Annotated in this window: 21 protein-coding genes; 8 read left to right on the forward strand and 13 right to left on the reverse strand. The window is 70.5% G+C overall.

Features of this window, described 5'->3' with window-relative positions; translation table 11 throughout:
• Positions 1-9: 9 nt before the first annotated feature.
• Positions 10-396, reverse strand: a complete 387-nt coding sequence (locus AB0H56_RS21230; protein WP_232998739.1) for a cold shock domain-containing protein — start codon at positions 394-396, stop codon at positions 10-12.
• A 198-nt stretch (positions 397-594) separates the two neighbouring features.
• Between AB0H56_RS21230 and AB0H56_RS21235 the strand changes: the two genes are divergently transcribed.
• A complete protein-coding gene (locus AB0H56_RS21235) occupies positions 595-2,133 on the forward strand; it encodes a condensation domain-containing protein (protein ID WP_357165830.1) in 1,539 nt (512 codons plus the stop codon).
• Between the two features lies 1 nt (position 2,134).
• Here the strand turns inward: AB0H56_RS21235 and AB0H56_RS21240 are convergent, their stop codons facing one another.
• The 6 genes from AB0H56_RS21240 to AB0H56_RS21265 all read right to left on the reverse strand — a co-directional run bounded on the left by AB0H56_RS21240 (position 2,135) and on the right by AB0H56_RS21265 (position 8,200).
• On the reverse strand, positions 2,135-3,445 hold the full coding sequence (locus AB0H56_RS21240; protein WP_357165833.1) for a pyridoxal-phosphate dependent enzyme: 1,311 nt from the start codon (positions 3,443-3,445) through the stop codon (positions 2,135-2,137).
• Positions 3,442-4,851: an alanine racemase gene (locus tag AB0H56_RS21245; RefSeq protein WP_357165836.1), complete on the reverse strand. Its 1,410-nt coding sequence runs from the start codon at positions 4,849-4,851 to the stop codon at positions 3,442-3,444. Before AB0H56_RS21245 ends, AB0H56_RS21240 begins: the two co-directional genes overlap by 4 nt.
• Positions 4,848-6,098, reverse strand: coding sequence for a heavy-metal-associated domain-containing protein (locus AB0H56_RS21250; protein WP_357165839.1), 1,251 nt, complete (start codon positions 6,096-6,098; stop codon positions 4,848-4,850). Before AB0H56_RS21250 ends, AB0H56_RS21245 begins: the two co-directional genes overlap by 4 nt.
• A 33-nt stretch (positions 6,099-6,131) precedes the next feature.
• Positions 6,132-7,403, reverse strand: coding sequence for an aminotransferase class V-fold PLP-dependent enzyme (locus AB0H56_RS21255; RefSeq protein WP_357165842.1), 1,272 nt, complete (start codon positions 7,401-7,403; stop codon positions 6,132-6,134).
• 41 nt (positions 7,404-7,444) lie between these two features.
• Entirely contained in the window at positions 7,445-7,879 is a 435-nt protein-coding gene (locus tag AB0H56_RS21260; RefSeq protein ID WP_357165845.1) for a CBS domain-containing protein, read from the reverse strand.
• 87 nt (positions 7,880-7,966) lie between these two features.
• Positions 7,967-8,200, reverse strand: coding sequence for a hypothetical protein (locus AB0H56_RS21265; RefSeq protein WP_357165848.1), 234 nt, complete (start codon positions 8,198-8,200; stop codon positions 7,967-7,969).
• Between the two features lie 364 nt (positions 8,201-8,564).
• Here AB0H56_RS21265 and AB0H56_RS21270 point away from each other — a divergent pair, with 364 nt between their 5' ends.
• Together AB0H56_RS21270 and AB0H56_RS21275 are read left to right on the forward strand one after the other, a co-directional pair.
• Positions 8,565-8,789, forward strand: a complete 225-nt coding sequence (locus AB0H56_RS21270) for a DUF397 domain-containing protein (RefSeq protein ID WP_357166023.1) — start codon at positions 8,565-8,567, stop codon at positions 8,787-8,789.
• Between the two features lie 18 nt (positions 8,790-8,807).
• Positions 8,808-9,692 (forward strand): helix-turn-helix transcriptional regulator, encoded by an 885-nt coding sequence (locus tag AB0H56_RS21275; protein ID WP_357165851.1) that lies wholly within the window; start codon positions 8,808-8,810, stop codon positions 9,690-9,692.
• Between the two features lie 62 nt (positions 9,693-9,754).
• On the opposite strand, the gene AB0H56_RS21280 is transcribed toward AB0H56_RS21275, so the two are convergent.
• The 4 genes from AB0H56_RS21280 to AB0H56_RS21295 all read right to left on the reverse strand — a co-directional run bounded on the left by AB0H56_RS21280 (position 9,755) and on the right by AB0H56_RS21295 (position 11,865).
• The gene (locus tag AB0H56_RS21280) at positions 9,755-10,012 is read right to left on the reverse strand and encodes a hypothetical protein (protein WP_110038717.1); all 258 of its coding nucleotides are present in this window, start codon (positions 10,010-10,012) and stop codon (positions 9,755-9,757) included.
• A gap of 348 nt (positions 10,013-10,360) precedes the next feature.
• A complete protein-coding gene (locus AB0H56_RS21285; RefSeq protein ID WP_357165854.1) occupies positions 10,361-11,017 on the reverse strand; it encodes an NAD(P)H-binding protein in 657 nt (218 codons plus the stop codon).
• Positions 11,018-11,045: 28 nt separating this feature from the next.
• Positions 11,046-11,528 (reverse strand): DUF2599 domain-containing protein, encoded by a 483-nt coding sequence (locus AB0H56_RS21290; RefSeq protein WP_357165857.1) that lies wholly within the window; start codon positions 11,526-11,528, stop codon positions 11,046-11,048.
• A gap of 85 nt (positions 11,529-11,613) precedes the next feature.
• A complete protein-coding gene (locus AB0H56_RS21295) occupies positions 11,614-11,865 on the reverse strand; it encodes a hypothetical protein (protein WP_110038714.1) in 252 nt (83 codons plus the stop codon).
• Between the two features lie 219 nt (positions 11,866-12,084).
• Between AB0H56_RS21295 and AB0H56_RS21300 the strand changes: the two genes are divergently transcribed.
• The 3 genes from AB0H56_RS21300 (at position 12,085) to AB0H56_RS21310 (ending at position 16,261) form a co-directional block, all read left to right on the forward strand.
• The gene (locus tag AB0H56_RS21300) at positions 12,085-13,311 is read left to right on the forward strand and encodes a lipase family protein (protein ID WP_357165861.1); all 1,227 of its coding nucleotides are present in this window, start codon (positions 12,085-12,087) and stop codon (positions 13,309-13,311) included.
• A gap of 242 nt (positions 13,312-13,553) precedes the next feature.
• The gene (locus tag AB0H56_RS21305; protein ID WP_357165864.1) at positions 13,554-14,915 is read left to right on the forward strand and encodes a lipase family protein; all 1,362 of its coding nucleotides are present in this window, start codon (positions 13,554-13,556) and stop codon (positions 14,913-14,915) included.
• 167 nt (positions 14,916-15,082) lie between these two features.
• Positions 15,083-16,261, forward strand: a complete 1,179-nt coding sequence (locus tag AB0H56_RS21310; RefSeq protein ID WP_357165867.1) for an alpha/beta fold hydrolase — start codon at positions 15,083-15,085, stop codon at positions 16,259-16,261.
• Between the two features lie 61 nt (positions 16,262-16,322).
• On the opposite strand, the gene AB0H56_RS21315 is transcribed toward AB0H56_RS21310, so the two are convergent.
• Complete coding sequence (locus tag AB0H56_RS21315; protein ID WP_280339998.1) at positions 16,323-17,546, reverse strand: helix-turn-helix domain-containing protein; 1,224 nt, start codon at positions 17,544-17,546, stop codon at positions 16,323-16,325.
• A 210-nt stretch (positions 17,547-17,756) separates the two neighbouring features.
• Between AB0H56_RS21315 and AB0H56_RS21320 the strand changes: the two genes are divergently transcribed.
• Complete coding sequence (locus AB0H56_RS21320; RefSeq protein ID WP_110038709.1) at positions 17,757-18,233, forward strand: HAD-IIIC family phosphatase; 477 nt, start codon at positions 17,757-17,759, stop codon at positions 18,231-18,233.
• 81 nt (positions 18,234-18,314) lie between these two features.
• On the opposite strand, the gene AB0H56_RS21325 is transcribed toward AB0H56_RS21320, so the two are convergent.
• Positions 18,315-19,196, reverse strand: coding sequence for a sigma-70 family RNA polymerase sigma factor (locus AB0H56_RS21325; protein ID WP_357165872.1), 882 nt, complete (start codon positions 19,194-19,196; stop codon positions 18,315-18,317).
• Positions 19,197-19,276: 80 nt separating this feature from the next.
• On the opposite strand from AB0H56_RS21325, the gene AB0H56_RS21330 reads away from it, so the two are divergent.
• On the forward strand, positions 19,277-19,624 hold the full coding sequence (locus tag AB0H56_RS21330; protein WP_357165875.1) for a DoxX family protein: 348 nt from the start codon (positions 19,277-19,279) through the stop codon (positions 19,622-19,624).
• Positions 19,625-19,663 lie beyond the last annotated feature (39 nt).

Consider the following 19,663-nt stretch of genomic DNA (forward strand, 5'->3'; position numbering starts at 1 on the left):
CCGCGTCGCTCAGCCGTCGAGCCAGCCGTGTTCGTCGGCGAAGAGGGTGAAGCGCTCGCGGATGGTGATGATCTCGGCCGCCGTGAGCGCGGGGGAGGCCTCGAGCAACAGCTCGGTGATCTGCTGTCGCAGCTCCTCCTGCCCGAGTCGCCCGTTGGCCCGGTCCTTGCGGGCCTTCGGCGCGGGCGCCGGCGCGCCGACCGCGGTCAGATTGACGGCCTTGGGGCCGCGATCACCCTCGGTGACATCGAATTCGAACAGCCGCCCCTGACGCAACTCGTCCTCGTCGAGGCCGATGTCGTTGACATGGACGAACACATCGGGCCCGCCGTCGTCGGGCCGGATGAACCCGAAACCCCGTGACCCGTCGAACGACACCAATTTCCCGATGGACACCGACCAGCTCCTCGCTCCGCTTCCCGAGTCACTCTAACGCGGCATTTGGGCGTTTTTCCGGGAAAGCGCCAGACCACGGCGACGGGCCGGTGCGCGGCGGCCGGACCGACCTGACACGGTCACAATCCGGTCACTGATTGTTCACATCCGCTCGTTAGCGTCCCGAATCTGTTCGAACTGGTGAGGAGGCTGCGACGCGTGTTCGACCCCGGGTCGGGGATGAGGTCGGGGGGATACGACGCCGCGCGCGGCGTGCTGACGGCGTACTCGCGGCCGGGCACGGTGCCCGCGTGTTTCCGGCCGCAGGCACCGCCGGTGCTGGTGCCCGCGCCGCGTCCGCGGCCTGCGCACGTGCCGCTGGCGCCCGCGCAGGAACGCATGTGGCACGCGGCCCGGCTCGGCCGGTCCGCGGACTGGAACGTGGCGGTCGCGATGCGGCTGCGCGGCGCGGCGGTCGACGTGGCGGCCCTGCGCGCGGCGCTGACCCATCTGGTGGCGCGGCACGAACCGCTGCGCACCCGCTACCCGGCCACCGAGCACGGTCCGGCCCAGCAGGTCGCCGACCTGGCTGACGTGGAGCTAACGGTGACCGAGAAGGTCTGCACCGGAAGCGAACTCGGCGCGACGGTCGCCGAGCTGGCCGCGCGCCCGTTCGATCTCGCCCATGATCTGCCGCTGCGGGCCGGGCTGCTCGTTCTCGGCCCCGATGAGGTGGTGCTGACCCTGGTCGTGCACCACATCTCGGTCGACGGCCGCTCGATGGGCCCGCTGATCCGTGATCTGGTGACCGCCTACCTGGCCTGCCGGGCGGGGACGACGCCGCGCTGGGCGCCGCTGCCGATCACCTACACCGACTACACGCTGTGGAAGCACGCCCAGCTCGGCGAGTTCACCGACGAGTGGAGCCGCGCCACCCACCAGCTGCGGTACTGGGCCAACGCGCTGGCCGGGCGTCCCGCCGTGCTGGATCTGCCCACGCGGCAACAATTGTCGCCGCCGCTGGACCCGGCCGAGGGCGCGCTGATTCCGGTCGCGTTCGACGCTCGGGTCCACGCCGGTCTGCTGCGGCTGGCCCAGGATCGGCGGGCGAGCCTGTTCATGGTGCTGCAGGCGGCGTTCGCGCTCGCGGTGGGCGCGTTCGCGCGCAACGCCGATGTCACCGTGGCCACCGCGGTGCCCGGCCGTGATCACCGTCTGCTCGACGATCTGGTCGGCAATTTCTCCGACGACGTACCGCTGCGAGTGCGCCTCGACCGTGCCGCCGATGTGGACGAACTCGTCGACCAGGTGCGGCGGGTCGCCCTGGCGGCCTACGCCCACCCCGACACGCCCGCGCCGCGGCTCAAACGCTGTCTGCTGCAGGACGCGGCGCTGCCGCTGTTCCAGGCCACGCTGATCCTGCAGCGTGCGCGGACCGCACCCCTGGAACCCACCGCGGCACCGGACTTGTCGATCGCCGAGGTGCCGACCGGCGTGGTCCGCGCCAAGCACGATCTCGAGTTCGGGCTGACCGACCGCTACGACCCGGCGGGCGCGCCCGCCGGGATCGACGGGTCGTTCCGGTACCCGATCGCCCGCTTCGACGACGACACCGCGCGCCGCTTCGTCGACCGTTTCACCGCGATCGTGCGGCTCCTGGCCGACGGCTACCGTGGACCGCTCCCGGCGCTGCTCGCCGCGACAGGCGGTCGCGGCGAGCCGGTGACCGCGCGCCGGGCCGCCCGGGTGCTGGTGTGAGTCAGCCGCCGCGCTCGAGCGGACAGCCCGCGTCGCGCCAGGCGACGATGCCGCCGGCGAGGCTGTACGCGTCGTAGCCCGCGCGGTGGGCCAGCGCGGCGAACCGGAGCGAGGCCTCGCCGACCGGGCACACGAACACCACGGGGCGCGACCGCGGGAACGGCATGCCCTGGGTGAGCATCTCGTCGAGGTGGTCGTCGCGGATGTTGAGGGCGCCGGGCACGTGTCCGACGCGATAGGCCATCGCGCCGCGGGTGTCGACGACGGTCGGCCTGCCGGTCCGGTCGAGCTCGGTCAGCTGGGCGGGGGTGAGGGTCGGCGCGGTCGACACGTCGGGCGCCTCGGGCGCCGCGGCATGGCCGAACAGATCGGGCCTGCGCTTGGCGAGATAGGACAGGTACGGCTCCAGCCGGTCGCAGACGATGAGCACCGCGACCAGCGGCCGGTCCGCCGGGCGGGGCGCCGCGGCCAGTGTGCGCAACAGGGCGGCGTACCCGGCGCCGCTGGTCGGCCCGGCCAGCACGCCGTAGCCGCGGATGAGCGCGAGGGTGCCCTCGATGGCGCTGGCGGAATCGACGGTGACGATCTCGTCGTAGAAGTCCGGTTCGAACAGGCCGACGTCCCACATCTCGCGCTCGGAGCGGATGCCGGGGATGAAGTCGGCACGGTCGGAGACCACCCCGATCGTCCGCAGGCCCGGATGGTGGCGCAGCAGCGTGGCCGCGGTGCCGCGGGTGGAGCCGGTGGTGCCGAGGCCGCCGACGAGATAGTCCAGGTGCGTGATGCCGGCCGCGGCGAGGTCGGCGGCGATCTCGGCGCCGGTGCCGTCGCGGTGGGCGTCGATATTGCGCTCGTTGGTGTACTGCGAGGGGTGGAACCAGCGGCCCGGCGCCTGCCCGGTGGTCTGCGCGATCACCGCCGAGACATCGTCGGCGGCATGGGGATCGGGACATTCCGAGAGCCCGGGCAGCTCCACGATCTCGGTGTCGAGCAGCTGCAGCAGCTGCCTGACCTCGGCCACTCTGATCCGGTTGGTGACCGCCCGCAGCGGGATGCCGTGCAACGCGCCGAGCACGCGCAGCGCCTTGGCCGTGTTGCCGCTGGAGGCCTCGATGAACGACTGCCCGTCCGCGGCGACCCGCTCGACGTCGTCACGGATCATCGCCCACGCGACGCGGTCCTTGACCGACCCGAACGGATTGTGCGACTCCAGCTTCGCGTACAGCTCGACCCCGGCCAGCCCGTGCGCGGCGGGATCGAGGCGCAACAGCGGCGTGTCGCCGATGAGTTCGGTGATGTGGCTGTAGATCATCGCGGCACCACCGGCTCGTGCCGGTATTCCGCGTCGGGACACAGCACGAAACCGCGCTCGCGCCGCACCACGGCGACTTTGGCGGGTTCGGGGTGCATGCTCGCGCGGGCCGCGGACAGATCCGTGTGGTAGGCGGCGGTATTGGCGAACACCACCGTGTCTCCCGGCCCGGGCAGCGCCTCGAGACGAACCTGGCGCTGCGTGATCAGATCCCGCTCCAGGCACAGATGCCCGGCGAAGTACACGCCGACGGGCTCGCCGGGTGGGGCGTCGGTGAGCACGATCGGATCGATGAGCACCTCCTGGTCGGCGGCGGTGACGGTGTCGCGGCTCAGATCCAGGTGGACGAGCGTGGCGCCGTTGCCCGCGCGTTTGACGAATTCGACCGTGGCCAGCGTGATCCCGGCCCGATCGACCAGCGCCTTGCCGGGTTCCAGCCACAGGTCGAGCAGATTGTCGGCGAGCACCCGGCCCAAGGCGCGTTCGCTGTGCCCCGGCAGCGGCGCGGCGAGCAACTCGGCGAGGATGGCCGGCGCGGACTCGGTGTTGGCGTACTTGTGGAACACCGGCGTGCCCTGCACCGCGCCGTCGGCCACGTGGTAGCCGAAAGTGTTGCCGCCCCAGTGCAATCGGTCGCCCGTGCCGAGCAGACCGGCCCGCAGCGCGGCATCGTAGCGGTCATAGGCGGCCGCGTCGGTGGCGAAGAGCTGGCGCAGGCCACCGCCGATGTCGAGCACGCTGGGCGTCAGCCCGTGCTCGTAGGCGCGCTCGACCAGTCGCAGACACTCCGCGACCGCGCGCACCCGCTCGCCGGTGGCCGCGGTGTCGAGGTGGAAGGCGAAACCCAACAGCCGCAGGCGGTCCCGATGCCGGGTCAGGATCTCCCACGCCGCGCCCGTGTCGGCGAGATCGATGCCGAACCTGCTCACGGCGCTGCCAGGGAACCCGGAGATCCGCAGCAGCACCGGTACCGGGGTCGCGGCCTCGGCGAGGGCCTGGAGTTCCCACAGGTTGTCGACATTGACCGTGATACCGGCGTCGAGCGCCGCCCGCAGCATCGTCGCGCCCTTGGGTCCGGTCGCCTCGATGCGATCGGCGGGGAAACCCGCCGCCAGCGCGGCCCGCAGTTCGGGCACCGAGGCGACGTCGGCGGCGATCCCCGCCGCGGCGGCGGTGGTCGCGAAGGCGGCAGACCGATTCACCTTGTGCGCGTAGCAGATCCGCGCGGTCGGGGCCGCCGCGTCGAGTACGGCACGCAGCGCGGCCAGGTTGTCGCCGAACACCTCCGGGAACACCAGGTGCACCGGCGAGCCGAATCGGCGCAGCGCGTCGCGCACGGCGCCGCGATCGGCAAGGAACGCCGCGACCAGGGGGTGCACCGCGGCGGGCACAGCGGGCGGGGTCATCCCACCGCCGCGCCGGGCGTCTGCGCGGCGGCCTCGTCGACCGGGTTGTACCCGCCGTCGCGCAGGGCCTCGAAGACCCGGAAGCGGTGGCGGGGGCTGCGGATCCGGGCCACCACCCGCTTGGACTCCAGATCGATGGCGACCACGGGGATCTCCATCGAGGTCAGCAGCGCGGTGATCGTGCGCACGCAGTGCTGGCAGCTCATGTCGGGCACGTAGAACACGCCGTCGTCGCCGTGCGCGTCGCTGAGCGCGGGCGCGCCGTGCTCCAGGACCACGGTGACGGTCGGAGCCAGTGTCGCGAAGGTCGCGACGAACCGATCGACCACCGTCGCCAGCACGTGCACCGAGCGCCCGTCGATCGCGTGCGGTGCGGCCGCCAGGCAGGCGGGCCTGGTTCCGGTCGGCAGCAGCGCGTACTGGCGCGAGATCAGGTCCAGTTCGTCGTGGTACTTCGCCACGGCGGACTCGGTGTCGAGGCCCTCCTCGGTGGTGGCCCTGCGCATCACCGCCCTGGCGTCGGCGAGGGTGGCGTCCTTCATCGCCCGCAGCACGGTGATCGACTCGGGGGTGTAGCGCACACTGCCGTCGGGCTGGGTGACCAGCCGCACCGGGATCATCCCACGCCGGAACGTCGAGGCCTGCAACTCCCAGAACCAGCGCGCGGCCACGGCGGCGAAGATGCCGGAATCGCGCAGGCCCTCGGCGAATTCGACGATCCCACGGTAGGGCGTGTCGGCGGCGATGAGCCCGTGCTGCGCCAGCGCCCGTCCCGTGGCCTCCACGCCGACCCGGAAGATCTCGTGCGGCTCGTGATCGGTGGTGGTGGCCGCGAGCACCGCGAGATCGCGCTCGGGCAGGGCCGCCGACCGCGCGGGCAATCCCGAGGCCGCGAGCGCGCGCCACAGCGCCAGCACGGTCTCGCGCGCGACGACCGCCAGCTCCGGACCGGCGCCCGCCGTGTGGAAGTACCCGGTGTTGGGCACTCCCGCGCTGTCGGTCCAGGTGAGCCGGTGGGTCGCGCTGGTGACCTGCTCCGGGCGACACGGCCGCATGAACCGCTCGAGATACATCCGCTGGGACTGGGTGAGCGCACTGCCCGGCTCGGGCCGTAACGGCGTGGCGCGGACCGTGATCCGCACCGGCTCGGCGGGCTCGGCGGCCGCGAAGATCCCCGGTGCGGCCACCCCGGCCAGTATCCGCGACGCGGTGCGACGGTCGTACTGCGGTGTGGGATCGATGCCCATCGTTGCTCCTCGGGTCGGCGGACAGGGGAGTGTTCAGGACCCGGCGACGCGGGCCACGCAGGCGGCGAATCGATCGATCTCGTCGAGAGTGTTGTAGAGGTGGGTGCTCACCCGCACCGAGCCGGCGCCGGGTTCGGCCGAGGGCACGCAGTGCGCGCCGGTGCGCACCAGGAATCCGGCGTCGGCCAGGACGAACCCGAGATCGGCCGCGCCGATGCCGTCGAGGGTGAACGAGACGATCCCGTACCCCACCGCGCAGCCCGCGTGCGCGGGCCCGGGCAGGAACTCGAGTCCGGGCACCGGGCGCAGGCCCTCGACGAGCCGCTGGGTCAGCACCCGATTGTGCGCGGCCACCGCCGTCGGATCCAGCTCGTCGAGCAGATCGAAAGCCGGTGCCAGCGAGAGGATTCCGGGAATGTTGTGGGTGCCGCCCTCGAGCAGGCCCGGCATCCCCGTACCGACCAGTCCGTCGGCGCCGAGACGGACGCCGGAGTGCCCGCCGGGCAGGAACGGCCGCAGCCGGTCGTGGACGCGCCGATGGCAGTACAGCAGCCCGACGCCGGGCGCGGCGAACATCTTGTGCCCGGCGAACACCGCGAAATCGGCGCCGAGGTCGAGCACGTCGACCGGCAGGTGGCCCCCGCTCTGCGCGCAGTCGAAACACAGCAGGATCTCCGGATCGATCCGGCCGCGCAGTTCCTCGAGCGTGCTCAGCCCGCCGTAGACGTGATGCAGATGGCTGGTGGTGATCAGCCGGGTGCGCGGGGTGATCCGGGCGAGGATGTCGTCGATGTCGGCCTCACCCGCCGCCGTGCTGCGGTAGGGCCGCAGCACGATCCGGCGCCCGAACCGGGCCATGGTGTCGCGCAGGTGGTGCCACGGCAGCACATTGGCCGCGTGATCGGCGGGGTTGTAGAGGATCTCGTCGCCGTCGTCGAGGGTGGCCAGGCCCCAGCTGTGCGCGATCGCGCCCAGCGCCGCGGTGGCGCCGCTGGTGAACACGATCTCGTCCGGGTGCCGCGCGCCCACGAAAGCGGCGGCCCTGCCCCTGATCGCCTCGATCCGCGCGGCCAGGGAGGTGGCCCACCCATAGGTGCCGCGACCCGCGTTGGCGGTCTGCCTGGCGTGGTAGGCGGTCACGGCCGCGATCACCGTGTCGGGCTTCTGGGTCGTGGCCGCGCTGTCCAGATACACCACCGCGGGGTCGGCCAGCGCCGGGAAGCGGTCGCGGATCGACCCGGGAACCGGGGTGGGCGCGTGCGAGGTCACCGGGACGGCTTCGAGCGCGGGCCGGACAGGGTGCACCCGATCAACGATACGCGCGGCCAACGGTTTTCGGCTCGCGGTCAGTACCTGCCCTGCAGATAGTCGACGAGATGACCGCGCTCGGTGGCGAGTTCGGTGATCTCGCTCTTCACCACGTCACCGATGCTGACGATGCCCACCAGCCGGTCGCCGTCGACCACCGGCATGTGCCGGATCCGGTGCTCGGTCATCAGCCCGTGCAGCGAGGAGACGTGATCGTCGGGCGCGCAGGTGCGCACCCGTTCGGTCATGATCTCGGTGACCGGCCGGTCGAGCAGCTCGGCGCCGCGCCGGTGCAGATGCCGGACCACGTCGCGTTCGGAGACGATGCCGCTGATGGTCGCGCCGTCGGGCGACACGAGGACGGCGCCGATGTTGCGCTCGGCGAGCACGGCGAGCAGGGCGCGCACGGTGGTGTCCGGTGGCACGGTCGTCACCGTGGTGCCCTTGTTACGCAGGATCTCCGCTATCCGCATGTGCCGCTCACCTGTGTCGCGCCGGTAATCCCTGTCCAGGATGCCCCGACGGCGACACGCTGACCAGCACGGAGACGTCACAACCGGCTATTCGTCGTCCAGCCCCGCCGACAGGTAGGCGGCCGCGGCCAGCCACTGGCGGCACTGCGGACCGTGGACGTCGTGCTGGGCGAGCAGGTCGCGGGCCTGCCGATAGGTGAGCGCGTGCGGCTCCTCGCTACAGGATCCGGACGGGGACGCGGCCGCGCCGAGGTATCGCGGGACCTCGAAGCCGGCGGTACCGGCCTGGACCCGGTGGGGTGTTCGAAACGGCGTGCTCATTCGAGGCCCCTCGCATCCTGCAGGGGAAGGCGGGTGCGGCGGGTGCTCGCCGACGTACCTCCCGTGATCTTGCTGGCCGAGTCTACGGCGCTGTCGTTTGCAGATGCAAGAACATCTGCACGCTCGAAGTCCGCGTGTCGCGCCGTAGAAGGGGTTGTGGCACTGCGGAATTCAGGGGACTGGACGTCACCTACCGGGGGCGCTTCGAGATCGTGGCCTCGGGTAAGTACCGACCGGTGCGCGGCTGTGTGAACCGTGTTAATCTCCCGGGCGAACAGTGCAGATGCAAGAACATCTGTGCGTACATCTGCAAGTTTCGTACCGATGGTCATCATTCGAGATCGAGGAGTGTGGCGTGTCCGGAATGCACCATGATCAGCGCGAACGCCCGGCAGACGGCGCCTGGCGCAAGAGCACGTTCAGCAACCCCAGCGGCAACTGTGTCGAGGTGGCCGAAGCGTCGGACGGATCGGTCGCCGTGCGCAACTCGCGCGACCCCCACGGCTCGGTGATCTTCTACACCCGGCCCGAGATCGACGCCTTCATTCGCGGCGCGAAGGCCGGAGAGTTCGACTACCTGACCCGGTGATCGGTAATATCACGGTCCATGACGGCTGAACCCGACGAGATCGGTCGCGTGCAACCCGTTGTCGATCGTGGCCCCACCGTGCTGCGTATCGCCCTCGGTGGTCAGTTGCGCAAACTGCGCGAGAGCAAGGGGATCACCCGCGAGGCCGCGGGCGACGCGATTCGTGGCTCACATGCCAAGATCAGCCGGCTCGAACTGGGACGCACCGGATTCAAGGAACGCGACATCCGCGATCTGCTCACGCTCTACGGCGTCCACGACACCGTGGAGCGTGAGTCGTTCTTCGAACTCGCCAGGCAGGCGAGCGAACCGGGGTGGTGGCACCGCTACAGCGATCTGCTGCCCTCGTGGTTCAGCACCTACCTGGGGCTCGAGCAGGCGGCGAGCCAGATCCGTACCTACGAGGCGCAGTTGGTGCCCGGTCTGCTGCAGACGCCGGAGTACACCAGGGCGATCGTGACCCTCGGTTTCGACGACGCCGACACCGAACGCCGCGTCCAGGTCCGCCAGCTGCGCCAGGACGTGTTGCGCAGGGTCGATCCGCCGGTCGTGTGGGCCGTCATCGACGAGGCGGTGCTGCACCGCCCGATCGGTGGCCGCGAGGTGCATCGCGCGCAGCTGCGCTACCTCGCCGAGTTGTCGGAGCTGCCGCACGTCACGGTGCAGGTGCTGCCGTACTCGGCGGGTGGGCATGCCGCGGCGGGCAGTTCGTTCAGCATTCTCCGCTTCGCGGAGCCGGAGCTGCCCGACATCGTCTACCTCGAACAGCTGACCAGCGCGCTGTATCTCGAGCGCAGGCAGGACCTGGCGCTGTATCTGTCGGTGATGGATCAGCTCAGCGTGCAGGCCGCGCGCCCGGACCGTTCGCGCGAGATTCTGCTGGAATACGCCGATCGCGCCTGATCCGGCGCGGAAAAGCCCGAAAAGGATGGCGGACGCTCGGTCCGCCATCCTTTTCTTTTTGGTCAGTAGCGGATACAGCCTGCGGCGATACGCCAGAAGGTATCGGGAGTCAGTGTCTGCAGATCCCAATCGTCGGCCAATTCGTGCGCGGTGGTCACGATCCGGTCGATATCGAAATCATTACGGGTCGCCGCGCCGGTGGACTCCACGGCATCGATGACATACGCGACCGCGGTTTCTCTGGAGCACCGCCCGGTGACGGGGTGGACGGTGGTCGCTGCGCGATCAGCGAGGCCGGAACGGCCGTTGGTGTTGTTCATGTGAACGCCCCTGTGTGTAGACAGTGGCAAACCAGAGGCAAACATAGCCCCGGGTGTGCCGCTCGCGGCCTCCCCTGACTTTCCCCTCAATTGTGTTGCGGCCCTGAGTTTAGGACTAGGACACTTTCACTTGCAAGCACATCTGCAAGATCGATTCCGTCTCGATGCGGGGCGTTTCCCGGCTTCTGAGCGGCGAATCCACGCCTGTGCCACCGGGTTCGCCCGCCGTGCCGCGCGGAAACGGCCGTGACCGGCGGATCGCCGCGAACTCGGTGGTCGCGGGGGGTGGGGGCGGTGGGGCGCCCCGCGACCTACCGGCCGAATTCCGTTGTGATAGTTAATTTTAAGCTATCGAATTGCCGACACGGCGGCGGAAATCGGATCGGAACCGGAGACCAGTTCCAGGGTGTGCCGAAAAGTGTTGTCCGCGACCAAGATCGACGCGATCGTCGCGGCGACGTCGGCGCGCGGGATCGGGCCGCGCGGAATCGGCGGCGAGCCGAGCGTGACCAGACCGTTGCCTTCCTCGTCGGTGAGCATGCCGGGGCGGAGAATCGTCCACGCCAGCGCGCGTGACCGCAGATCGTCCTCGGCGCGGGTCTTGGCGTCGAGGTAGGCCGCCCAGACCTCGTCGGTCCCCGCGGCGGGTGGGCTACCCGCGCCCATGGTGGAGATCTGCACGAACCGGTGCACGCCTGTCTGTTCGGCGGCATCGGCCAGCTGGACCGAGCCGTTGAGGTCGACGGTGTACTTGCGCGCGGCGCCGCTGCCGGGTCCCGCGCCCGCGGCGAACACCACGGCATCGGCGCCGGCCACCTCGGCGGCGAGATCGGCGGTCGTGTCGCGCTCCATGTCGTAGATGACCGGAACACCGCCGGTCGCGGTGATGTCGGCGGCCTGGCCCGGATCCCGGATCAGGGCGTGCACCTGGTCGCCCCGCCGGGTCAGCAAGCGGGCCAGCGCGAGAGCGATCTTGCCGTGTCCACCGGCGACGACGACGCGCATACGGGAGCTCCTTTCGGGATCGGTGGCCTCAGCGTTCCGGGCCACCGGGATTGCAGTTGGCCGACACCGTCGCCGAATAGCCGACCGCGGGTCGCCACGGCTCCAGATTCCAGCTCGGTTTGTCGGGTGCCACCATCCTCGCCCACACCCAGTGGCAGATGAACTGGTCCTGCATGCCCGGCGCGTCGGCGGCGGGGTCGAGGGCGAGCACCTCCTGCCACGCGAGTTCGTCCGCGCCGGGGGCGGCGGTGCGCCTGCCCGCGATGGTCGGGACGACGAGCAGCCGCGCGCCGTCGACGTTCTCGGTCCAGCGCACATGATCGATGAGGGGCAGGCCGGCGTAGGGATCGACCGTCGTGGTCGGTGGCGGGATCGTGACGGGCGGCTTGCTCGTCGGCCGGACGCTGGTCGTGGCCGTGGGGGCGGTGGGCGGGTCGTCGGTGGGCGATCCACAGCCGGCGAGCGCGGTCAGCGCGACGGCCAGGATCGCCGGGTGGGTCCACCGTGGCACCGAAGCTCCTCCCGTCGTCGCGCGTACGGCCGGGACGCGACCGCCCGACCAGCCTAGTGCGGCGGGCCGGGCGGAGCCGGTGCGGTCAGTGCCAGAGCGAGCGGCAGGGGAGCCTGCGCATCCCGGGGCCCACCCGGCCGTCGACGGTCACCATCAACCCGGCGTGTACGGCCGCGGAGGTGAATTCCCACGCCTCCGCCGGGGTCGCGGCGTATTCCAGCGTCAGGGCGTCCTGGGGGGTCGGGCCGTCGAAATAGACGGTGATCCGGCGGGTCGGTATCTCGGTCCGGTCGATGCGGTGGGGGGTGGCGGCGATGTTCTCGTCGATGGGAATCATGGCGTGCTCCTTTCGCCCCGGCGCTGAGAGCGCCTTGTTACCAGACGGTAGGGCCCGCGACATCGAGAAGAACATGTTCCTGGCGCAGCTTGCTTCCGGTCACAAGGCCGCCGGTCAGACGTTGTGAGCTCCGCCGATGTCTTTCGGTTGCGGTTCCGGCGGGCCACGCTACCGGCCAGTATCGGAGGGCGACGGCAGCGACACGGGAGGACGAGCCGGATGATCTCGGTTACGGCAGCACGACACGCGCGGTCGCGCCGGACACTGCTGGCCGTCGCGGCCGCCCTGGTGCTGGCGGGCGTCCCCGGGGGCGCCCACGGCGCGCCGCTCTACCCGCGCGCCGATCCCGACCCCTTCTACGCCCAGCCCGCCGACCTGTCCGCGAGCGCGCCGGGTGACGTACTGGACGTGCGGACGATGCCGCCGCTGGCGATGTTCCCCGACACCACCGTCACCCTGGTGAAGTTCCGGTCGACGGACTCGACCGGCGACCCCATCGCCGCGACCACCACGGTCCTGCAACCGGTGCACCATCAGCCGGACGCCCCGGTGCTGTCGTATCAGCACATCATCAACGGACTCGGCGTCCAGTGCTCGGTGTCGAAGGTGCTCTACACCCAGGACCCGAATCTCATGGTGCGCGAGGCGGTCGCGTGGAACTTCGCGCTGCGCCGCGGCTGGACCATGGCCTTGCCCGATCACCTCGGACCGACGTTCGCCTACGGTGCGGCCAAACTGGGTGGTCAGGTGACCCTGGACGGCATCAAGGCCGTGCGCAAGGTCGAGCAGCTACGGGTCTCGGGGAGCCGGGTGGCGATGGCGGGCTACTCCGGCGGCGGCATGGCGACGGCCTGGGCGGCGGCGTTGCAACCCACCTACGCGCCCGACGTGGAGATCGCCGGCGCCGCCATGGGCGGGGTTCCGATGAACCTGGTGTCGATGCTCGAGGGCCTCGGGTTCGGCAGGCACCCGGTCTTCGGGCTCGCGCTGGCCGCCGGGATCGGGCTGGAACGCGAGTACCCGCAACGCTTTCCGATCAGCGAGCAGATGAACGCCAGCGGTCTGGCCGCCCGTGCCGCGATCGCCGACGCCTGCACCAACGACATCCTCGGCGCGGGCGCTGGCCGAGGCATCCTCGACTTCGCCGCGACGACCTCGCTGGTCGAGGACCCGCAGGCCCGCGCGGTGGTCGAAGAGAACAGTCTCGAGCTCTATCCCGGCGCGCCGACGATGCCGGTGTTCGAATGGCATTCACCGATCGACGCCCTCATTCCCGTCGACGCGATCACCACGACGACACGGCGCTGGTGCGCGGCAGGCACCCCCGTGGTCACCGAATCGACGCCGACACCCGACCACCTGACCGCGGCCGTGCTCGGGCTGCCTTCCGCGCTGCGGTGGCTCGACGCGCGGCTGCAGGGGGAACCGGCGCCCAGTACCTGCTGAGCCCGGGGGTGATCGATCCGGATCCGCCTGCCCCGACGCGGATCCGGGTCGATCGCCGAGAGTTGTTGCGATCCAGGCGCGCTGCGTCACGAGTCGGGCACGACGGCGGGTCGGCGCGGGGTGCGCGGCGTACCGTCATGTTCTGACGGCAGGCGCTCTGGGGGAGGTTCGGCGGGATTCGAAGCACCGCATCGCCGCACGTCACGACGAATCCGACGTTGCCACCCGAAGGCGTGTGTGCCATGCGATCTGTGCGTGTGTTGGTCTGCTCGATAATGCTGCTCTGTTCCCTCGCCGCGGGGACCGCCGCGGCCGATCCGCCTCCGGCGCCGGGCATTCCGGTGCCGCACCCGGGATTCCTGCCCGATCTGCAGCAGTGGATCGACCAGGTGCTGCCCTCGCCCGTCCAGCCCTCCGGCGGCACCGCCGATCCCGACGCCGAACTCGCCGCCCTGCGCGCCGCCGTGCTGCCCGCCGACGTCGGGGACCCGATGTTCGACCAGTGGCCGAAGAATCTGGCCGAGTTCGCGCCGGGCGAGATCATCGAACACCGCGACATCGCGGCCACCGCCGCGCCGCTCACCCTGGTGCCGCTGCGGTCGGCCACGCTGCTCAAGTTCCGCACCGACGACTCCCAGGGCAGGCCGTCGTTCGCGACGGCGACCCTGCTCGTGCCCGCCGCCGACTGGACCGGCCCCGGCGATCGGCCGGTACTGGTCAACAACCTGCCCATCGACGCGCTCGGCCGCGACTGCACGCCGGGATACACCCTGGCACACGGGCTCACGCTGCATTCGAGCATGACCGAGTTCATCCCGCCGACCACCCAGCTGGCGGCGCTGCGCGGCTACGCGGTGCTGGTGCCCGACCACGAGGGCCCGCTCATGGCCTACGCCGAGCCCTATGTCGCCGGGCACGCGGTGCTCGACGCGATCCGCGCCACCCGGGGCTTCGATCCGGCGACCTTCGGTGCCAGCAGATTCGCGATGACCGGCTATTCCGGCGGCGCCATCGCCACCCACGGCGCCGCGAAGCTGATCGACAGCTACGCACCCGAGCTGGCCGACGCGATCGTCGGCGCGGCGCTGGGCGGTGTGCCCGCCGATTTCGAGATCCTCTCGCGCAGCATGAACGCCAATCTCGCCTCCGGGATCTTCATGGCGGCGACCTTCGCGATCGGGCGCGAGCGTCCCGAAATCCTGGCCGCGATGAACAATCTCGCGCGGTGGGTCGCCACCTCGGTGATGAAAGACCAGTGCGTGAGTGTGTTCGCTATTCCGGGCATCCTGCATCTGCCGATCGATGTGGCCGCGAACATTCCCGATCCGTTGCGTTCGGAACTGGCCACGAAAATCTATGAGATCACCCGGATGTCGGGTCTGCGTTCCAGTACTCCGCTCTACATCTACAACGGTGAACAGGAGTTCTGGATCCCGGCCGAGGGGGCCAGGAATCTGTACGACGAGCAGTGCTCGCTCGGTGCGAACGCGGTGTACCGCAGCGTTTTCGGCGAACACGTCATCGGCGCGGTGACCGGGTATCCGGAGGCGATGCTGTGGCTCGACGAACGGTTGCAAGGGGTTCCGGCGCGCAGCGAATGCTGACCGGAGAAAAATTCCTGTGCCGCGTCATGGCGGTTTTCCACGGCCGGTGGTGAACTGCCCAGAACACCGCTGAGAGCGGAAATAGCGAGATTTCCCGGCCTTATGTTCGGTGCGGTTTCGACAAAGCCATTCGCATTTCTCGAATCGCACAGGAAGATACGCCAACGATGAAATCTCCCAGTCGCAGACGGACGTTGCACACGGCGGTGTTCACCGGCGTCGGCGCGCTCGCTGTCGCGCTCACCGGACCGGGGGCCGCCGCGTCCCCAGCGCCCACCGAGCAGGCACTCGCCGACATCATCTCCGAGGGCCGCCAGGTCGCGGGCCCGAGCGGGTCCGCCTGCACCTCCGGCAGCGGCGCCGGCTCGGGCAACGGATCGGGGGACTGCTACGGCGGTTCCGGGTCCAGCTCGGGTTCCTCGGGTGGAAAGTCCACCGACACCGTGGGACACGGACCGGCGCAGACCTCGTTCCTCGGCGCCTTCGCCTACGGCCTGGCCAACGGCGACGCGGCCCCGCCCGGAGCCAACGACTGGAACTGCAAGCCGACGGCCGAGAAGCCGCGCCCGGTGGTGCTGCTGCACGGCACCTGGATGAACGCCTACAACGGCTACGCGTTCATGGGGCAGCCGATCAAGGACGCGGGCCTGTGCACGTTCACTTTCAACTACGGGCGCTCGGGCCTGGTCGAGGGTGGCGGGCTCGGATCGGTGCTGCCCGGCGTCATGGGGACCGGCTACATCCAGGACTCCGCCGACCAGCTGGCCGTCTTCGTCGACCGCGTGCTCGCGGCCACCGGGGCCGAGGAGGTCGACCTGATCGCCCACTCCCAGGGCGGCTCGATGGCCAACTGGTACACCAAGTTCGACGGCGGCGCGGCCAAGGTGAAGAACCTGGTCACCTACGGCGCCACCCATCACGGCACCAGCCTCGACGGCATCGGCGCGCTCGGCCGCGCGATCAACAACCTGGGCATCGACATCCTGGGTCTGATCGAGATCTTCGTCGGGCACGCGGGCATCCAGCAGACCATCGGTTCGGATTTCGTCAACCAGCTCAACGCGAACGGTGACACCGTCGCCGGCGTCGACTACACCGTGGTCGGCACCCGCTACGACGAGGTCACCAACCCCTACGACCTGACCTTCCTGAAGCCGGGTCCCGGGGCCACCGTCGACAACATCACCCTGCAGAACGGCTGCGAACAAGACGTCTCGGACCACCTGACGATGATGTACTCGCCGCGGGCGCTCTCGATCGCGCTGCGGGCCATCGACCCGGCGGGCAATCACGAGCTCGCCTGCACGTTCAACCCGTGGCTGATCGGAGGTGGTGGCTCGCTCTGACCCGGACACAGACGAAGGCGCTGTCCGCGTTCCGCGGGCAGCGCCTTCGTCGTGGGGTGGGTCAGGCGGCGGCGCGATAGGTACGCGCGACGAGCGCCGAGCGCAGGTACCACAGGCCCGACGGCTGGGTCGGATCGAAACCGGTGAGCTGACCGATCCGCTTGAGCCGGTAATCGACGGTGTTGGTGTGCACGTGCAGCACCCGGGCGGTGCGCTGCCGGTTGAGATTGTTGGCGATGTGGCGTTGCAGCGTCTCGAGCAGTTCGGGGTACTGGTCCAGCGGATCGAGGAGCGAACCGAGGAATTCGCGGCCGGGGCCGGGTCGGGTGAGCTGGTATTCCAGCGCGAGCTCGTCGAAGCGGTACAGGCCCGAGGTCACCTCGAGGCGCTGCACCATGTCCAGCAGCTCGTGCGCCTGGTCGGCGGCGTCGGGGACACCGGTGGTCGAGGTCTCGACCAGGGCCGCGGTGATGCCGACCTGGGCGGCCTGCGACAGCTGGGCCACGAGCGCGGCCAGCCCTTCGCGATCGAAGGTGTCGGCGGGGATGAGGACGGTGCCGCCGTCGACGCTGAGCAGCGACAACGCCGTGTCGCCACAGCGCTTGGCCAGCTCGGCCTGCACGCGGCGCAGCTTGCGGCGGGCCACGACCTTGGTGTCGAGGGCGGGATTGGCCTCCTCGCGGTGCGGGGGGATCGCCAGCGCCAGCACGGCGTAGGACTCGGCGATCGCGATGCCGCATTCGCGGGCCATGGTGGAGGTGCTGTGCCCGCCGAGCAACGCGGAGGTGAGCGTGTGGACGGCGGTGTGGTGCTCGCTCACGACCCCGCGCAGTTCGCGGACATAGGCCAGCGAGACCTGCGCGGTGATGGTGTCGAGCATCTCCATCACCATCTTCACGCCGTCGACCAGGTTGTCGTAGTCCTTCACCGAGGCGTTGGCCACCACCAGGTCGAGGCCCATCTTGAAGCCCTCGGCGATGGAGTGGTGGATGGTGTCGATCGGCACGCCCTCACGGGCCCAGCCGCTGGCCGCGTCCTGCAGGCGCTGCAGCTTGTTCGGGATGTCGCGGCCGTCGAGCATGCTCACGGCGAACTCGAGACAGATGCGGGTGATGGTGGTGACGTCGCCGGAGATCGCGTCGCCCGGCAGCGTGCCGCAGGGCACGACATTGGCGACGAAGTGGCCGACCATCTGCCGCGAGAGCGTCCGGACATCTTTCAACGGCGACGACATCGGCTGACCGGAAATGGTCAGCGATTGCCGAGGTCGATTGTCGACCGACATCTGAATTCCCTTCGCCCGAGTACTGCTCACCCCCCGCTGTCCAGCGACTTCACCCTAGCCAACCGGGGGCGATGCCGGAATGGAACGTCAGGTTCTGGGGTGCCGACGCGCGCGCTGTGGGCCCACGTGGTGACCGGTCACAAGTCTGGTCCCCGGCTATGAGTGGTTGTAGAGTTCTCCGCGCCGGAACGAACCGATAGGGGCACCACCATGCGACCTGCCGTCCGTTGTCTGGTCTGGGAACTGGACGAAACCCTGTGGGACGGTGTGGTCCACGACTCGACCAGCACCGCGCTGCGCCCCGAGGCGCTGCGGACGCTGACGAAGTTGAGCGAGCGCGGTGTGCTGCACGCGGTCGCCGCGCGGGGCGACCGTGCGCGGACACTGCGGACGCTGTACCGGCACGGCCTGTACGAGATGTTCTCGGCGGTCGAGGTGGGGTGGGGCCGCAAGTCGGCCTCGATCGTGCGGATCGCCGACACCCTCGGGCTCGGGCTGGAGGCGATGGCCTTCCTCGACGTCGAGCCGGTGGAACGCGCCGAGGTGTCGCGCGCGCTGCCGATGGTGCGCTGCTATGCCGCGCGCAACGTCGACATGTTGCCGCTGCTGCCCGATTTCCGGCACGACCTGCGGTCGGACCGGTTGCCCACGCCGCCACTGGGATTCGCGCGCGTCCCCGCGCTCTGACCGTGCGGGCGATGCGAACCGGCACCGGCTGCCGTGTCGCATTCGCCGCAATTGTGCATCGAGTGCCGAAACGAGGTCGGTTCAGGGCTGCTCCGGCAGTAGTGCCAGGGTGAGGGCCGCCAGCCGACCGGGGGCGGCGACGACGTCGTAGGCGCTGATCAACCCCGCGCGCACGGTGAACGTCACCGCGAACAGCGGCCTGCCCTCGACCGCCACCACCAGGCCGGGCAGCCCGTCGACGAGCAGTTCCACCGCGTCGCGCGAGCGCTGCCGCAACGCGAGCGCGCCCTCGGCGACCTCGGCGGCGCCGCGCACGAGCGCCGCCATTCCGGGTGCCAGGGCCGCCGGATCGGCGGTGCGCACCACGTCCGGGGCGAGGACCGCCAGCAGCCCGGCCAGATCCCCCTCGCGGGCAGCCCGCAGGAACGCCGCCACCGCGCGGCGGTGCGCCGCCAGTTCGACCGCGCCCGACCGCGCCGGGGCGTGCACGCGCGCCCGCGCCCGGCTGGCCAGTTTCTTGGCCGTGGCGGGCGTACGCCCCAGCATCGGAGCGAGATCGGCGAACGGCACCGCGAACAGATCGTGCAGCACGAACGCGACGCGCTCCTCGGGACCCAGCGCGTCCAGGACCACCACCATGGCCCGCCCGACCGCGTCGGCGAGCAGGGCCTCGTCCTCGGGATCGATCCCGCTGCCGGTGGCGACGGTGCCGGCCGCCGCGGCGTCGGTGGTCTCCGCCCGGCGCGCGCGGGTGCGCAGCGCGTCCAGGCAGATCCTGGTCAGGACCGTGGTCAACCAGCCGTCGAGATCGCCGATCTCGGCGCCGGCCGCGCGGTCGAGCCGCAGCCAGGCCTCCTGGACCGCGTCGTCGGCCTCCGCGACGGACCCGAGCAGCCGGAAGGCCAGCGCGCGCAGCCGGACGCGCCGCCGCTCGAACGCCGTGGCCAGCGAATCCGCGCGCATCGGTCACCTTTCGGTCGGCCCGTTCGTCAGGAAGACAACGGCACTTGCCGTCGCTCACCGTAGACCGGAGGAACTGTCCGATGTATACCGTCTTCGTCGTCGTCACCGTGCTCGCGGCCGTGGCCGCGCTGGCCGCCGCCGCGGTCGATGTCGTCCGTGCCGAGTGGGTCCGCGAGAACATGCGCCACTACGGCGTCGCGCCGTGGACCCTCACGCCGCTGGCGGTGATCAAGGCCGTGGGCGGCCTCGGCCTGCTCGCCGGGCTCTTCTACCGTCCGCTGGCGATCGCCGCCGCGGCCGGGCTTGTCGTGTACTTCCTCTGCGCGGAACTGACCGTGCTGCGGGCACGCTGGTACAGCCACCTCGGTTATCCGCTGCCGTACCTGCTGCTCGCGGCGGGTTCGCTGGCTGCCGCCGCGCTGGTGTGACGCCGGTGGTGGCGCGCCGGGCGCGCCACCACCGCGGGG

Origin of the sequence: Nocardia sp. NPDC050717, assembly GCF_040654275.1 — a bacterium.
Taxonomy (GTDB): Bacteria; Actinomycetota; Actinomycetes; order Mycobacteriales; family Mycobacteriaceae; genus Nocardia.

Bases quoted from the DNA above. Each gene is read 5' to 3' on its own strand.
- AB0H56_RS21315 (WP_280339998.1), bottom strand. From the start codon at position 17,546: ATGTCGGTCGACAATCGACCTCGGCAATCGCTGACCATTTCCGGTCAG.
- AB0H56_RS21300 (WP_357165861.1), top strand. From the start codon at position 12,085: ATGATCTCGGTTACGGCAGCACGACACGCGCGGTCGCGCCGGACACTG.
- AB0H56_RS21320 (WP_110038709.1), top strand. From the start codon at position 17,757: ATGCGACCTGCCGTCCGTTGTCTGGTCTGGGAACTGGACGAAACCCTG.
- AB0H56_RS21265 (WP_357165848.1), bottom strand. From the start codon at position 8,200: ATGAGCACGCCGTTTCGAACACCCCACCGGGTCCAGGCCGGTACCGCC.
- AB0H56_RS21310 (WP_357165867.1), top strand. From the start codon at position 15,083: ATGAAATCTCCCAGTCGCAGACGGACGTTGCACACGGCGGTGTTCACC.
- AB0H56_RS21245 (WP_357165836.1), bottom strand. From the start codon at position 4,851: ATGACCCCGCCCGCTGTGCCCGCCGCGGTGCACCCCCTGGTCGCGGCG.
- AB0H56_RS21280 (WP_110038717.1), bottom strand. From the start codon at position 10,012: ATGAACAACACCAACGGCCGTTCCGGCCTCGCTGATCGCGCAGCGACC.
- AB0H56_RS21330 (WP_357165875.1), top strand. From the start codon at position 19,277: ATGTATACCGTCTTCGTCGTCGTCACCGTGCTCGCGGCCGTGGCCGCG.
- AB0H56_RS21275 (WP_357165851.1), top strand. From the start codon at position 8,808: ATGACGGCTGAACCCGACGAGATCGGTCGCGTGCAACCCGTTGTCGAT.
- AB0H56_RS21285 (WP_357165854.1), bottom strand. From the start codon at position 11,017: ATGCGCGTCGTCGTCGCCGGTGGACACGGCAAGATCGCTCTCGCGCTG.
- AB0H56_RS21325 (WP_357165872.1), bottom strand. From the start codon at position 19,196: ATGCGCGCGGATTCGCTGGCCACGGCGTTCGAGCGGCGGCGCGTCCGG.
- AB0H56_RS21295 (WP_110038714.1), bottom strand. From the start codon at position 11,865: ATGATTCCCATCGACGAGAACATCGCCGCCACCCCCCACCGCATCGAC.
- AB0H56_RS21260 (WP_357165845.1), bottom strand. From the start codon at position 7,879: ATGCGGATAGCGGAGATCCTGCGTAACAAGGGCACCACGGTGACGACC.
- AB0H56_RS21305 (WP_357165864.1), top strand. From the start codon at position 13,554: ATGCGATCTGTGCGTGTGTTGGTCTGCTCGATAATGCTGCTCTGTTCC.
- AB0H56_RS21270 (WP_357166023.1), top strand. From the start codon at position 8,565: ATGCACCATGATCAGCGCGAACGCCCGGCAGACGGCGCCTGGCGCAAG.
- AB0H56_RS21240 (WP_357165833.1), bottom strand. From the start codon at position 3,445: ATGATCTACAGCCACATCACCGAACTCATCGGCGACACGCCGCTGTTG.
- AB0H56_RS21250 (WP_357165839.1), bottom strand. From the start codon at position 6,098: ATGGGCATCGATCCCACACCGCAGTACGACCGTCGCACCGCGTCGCGG.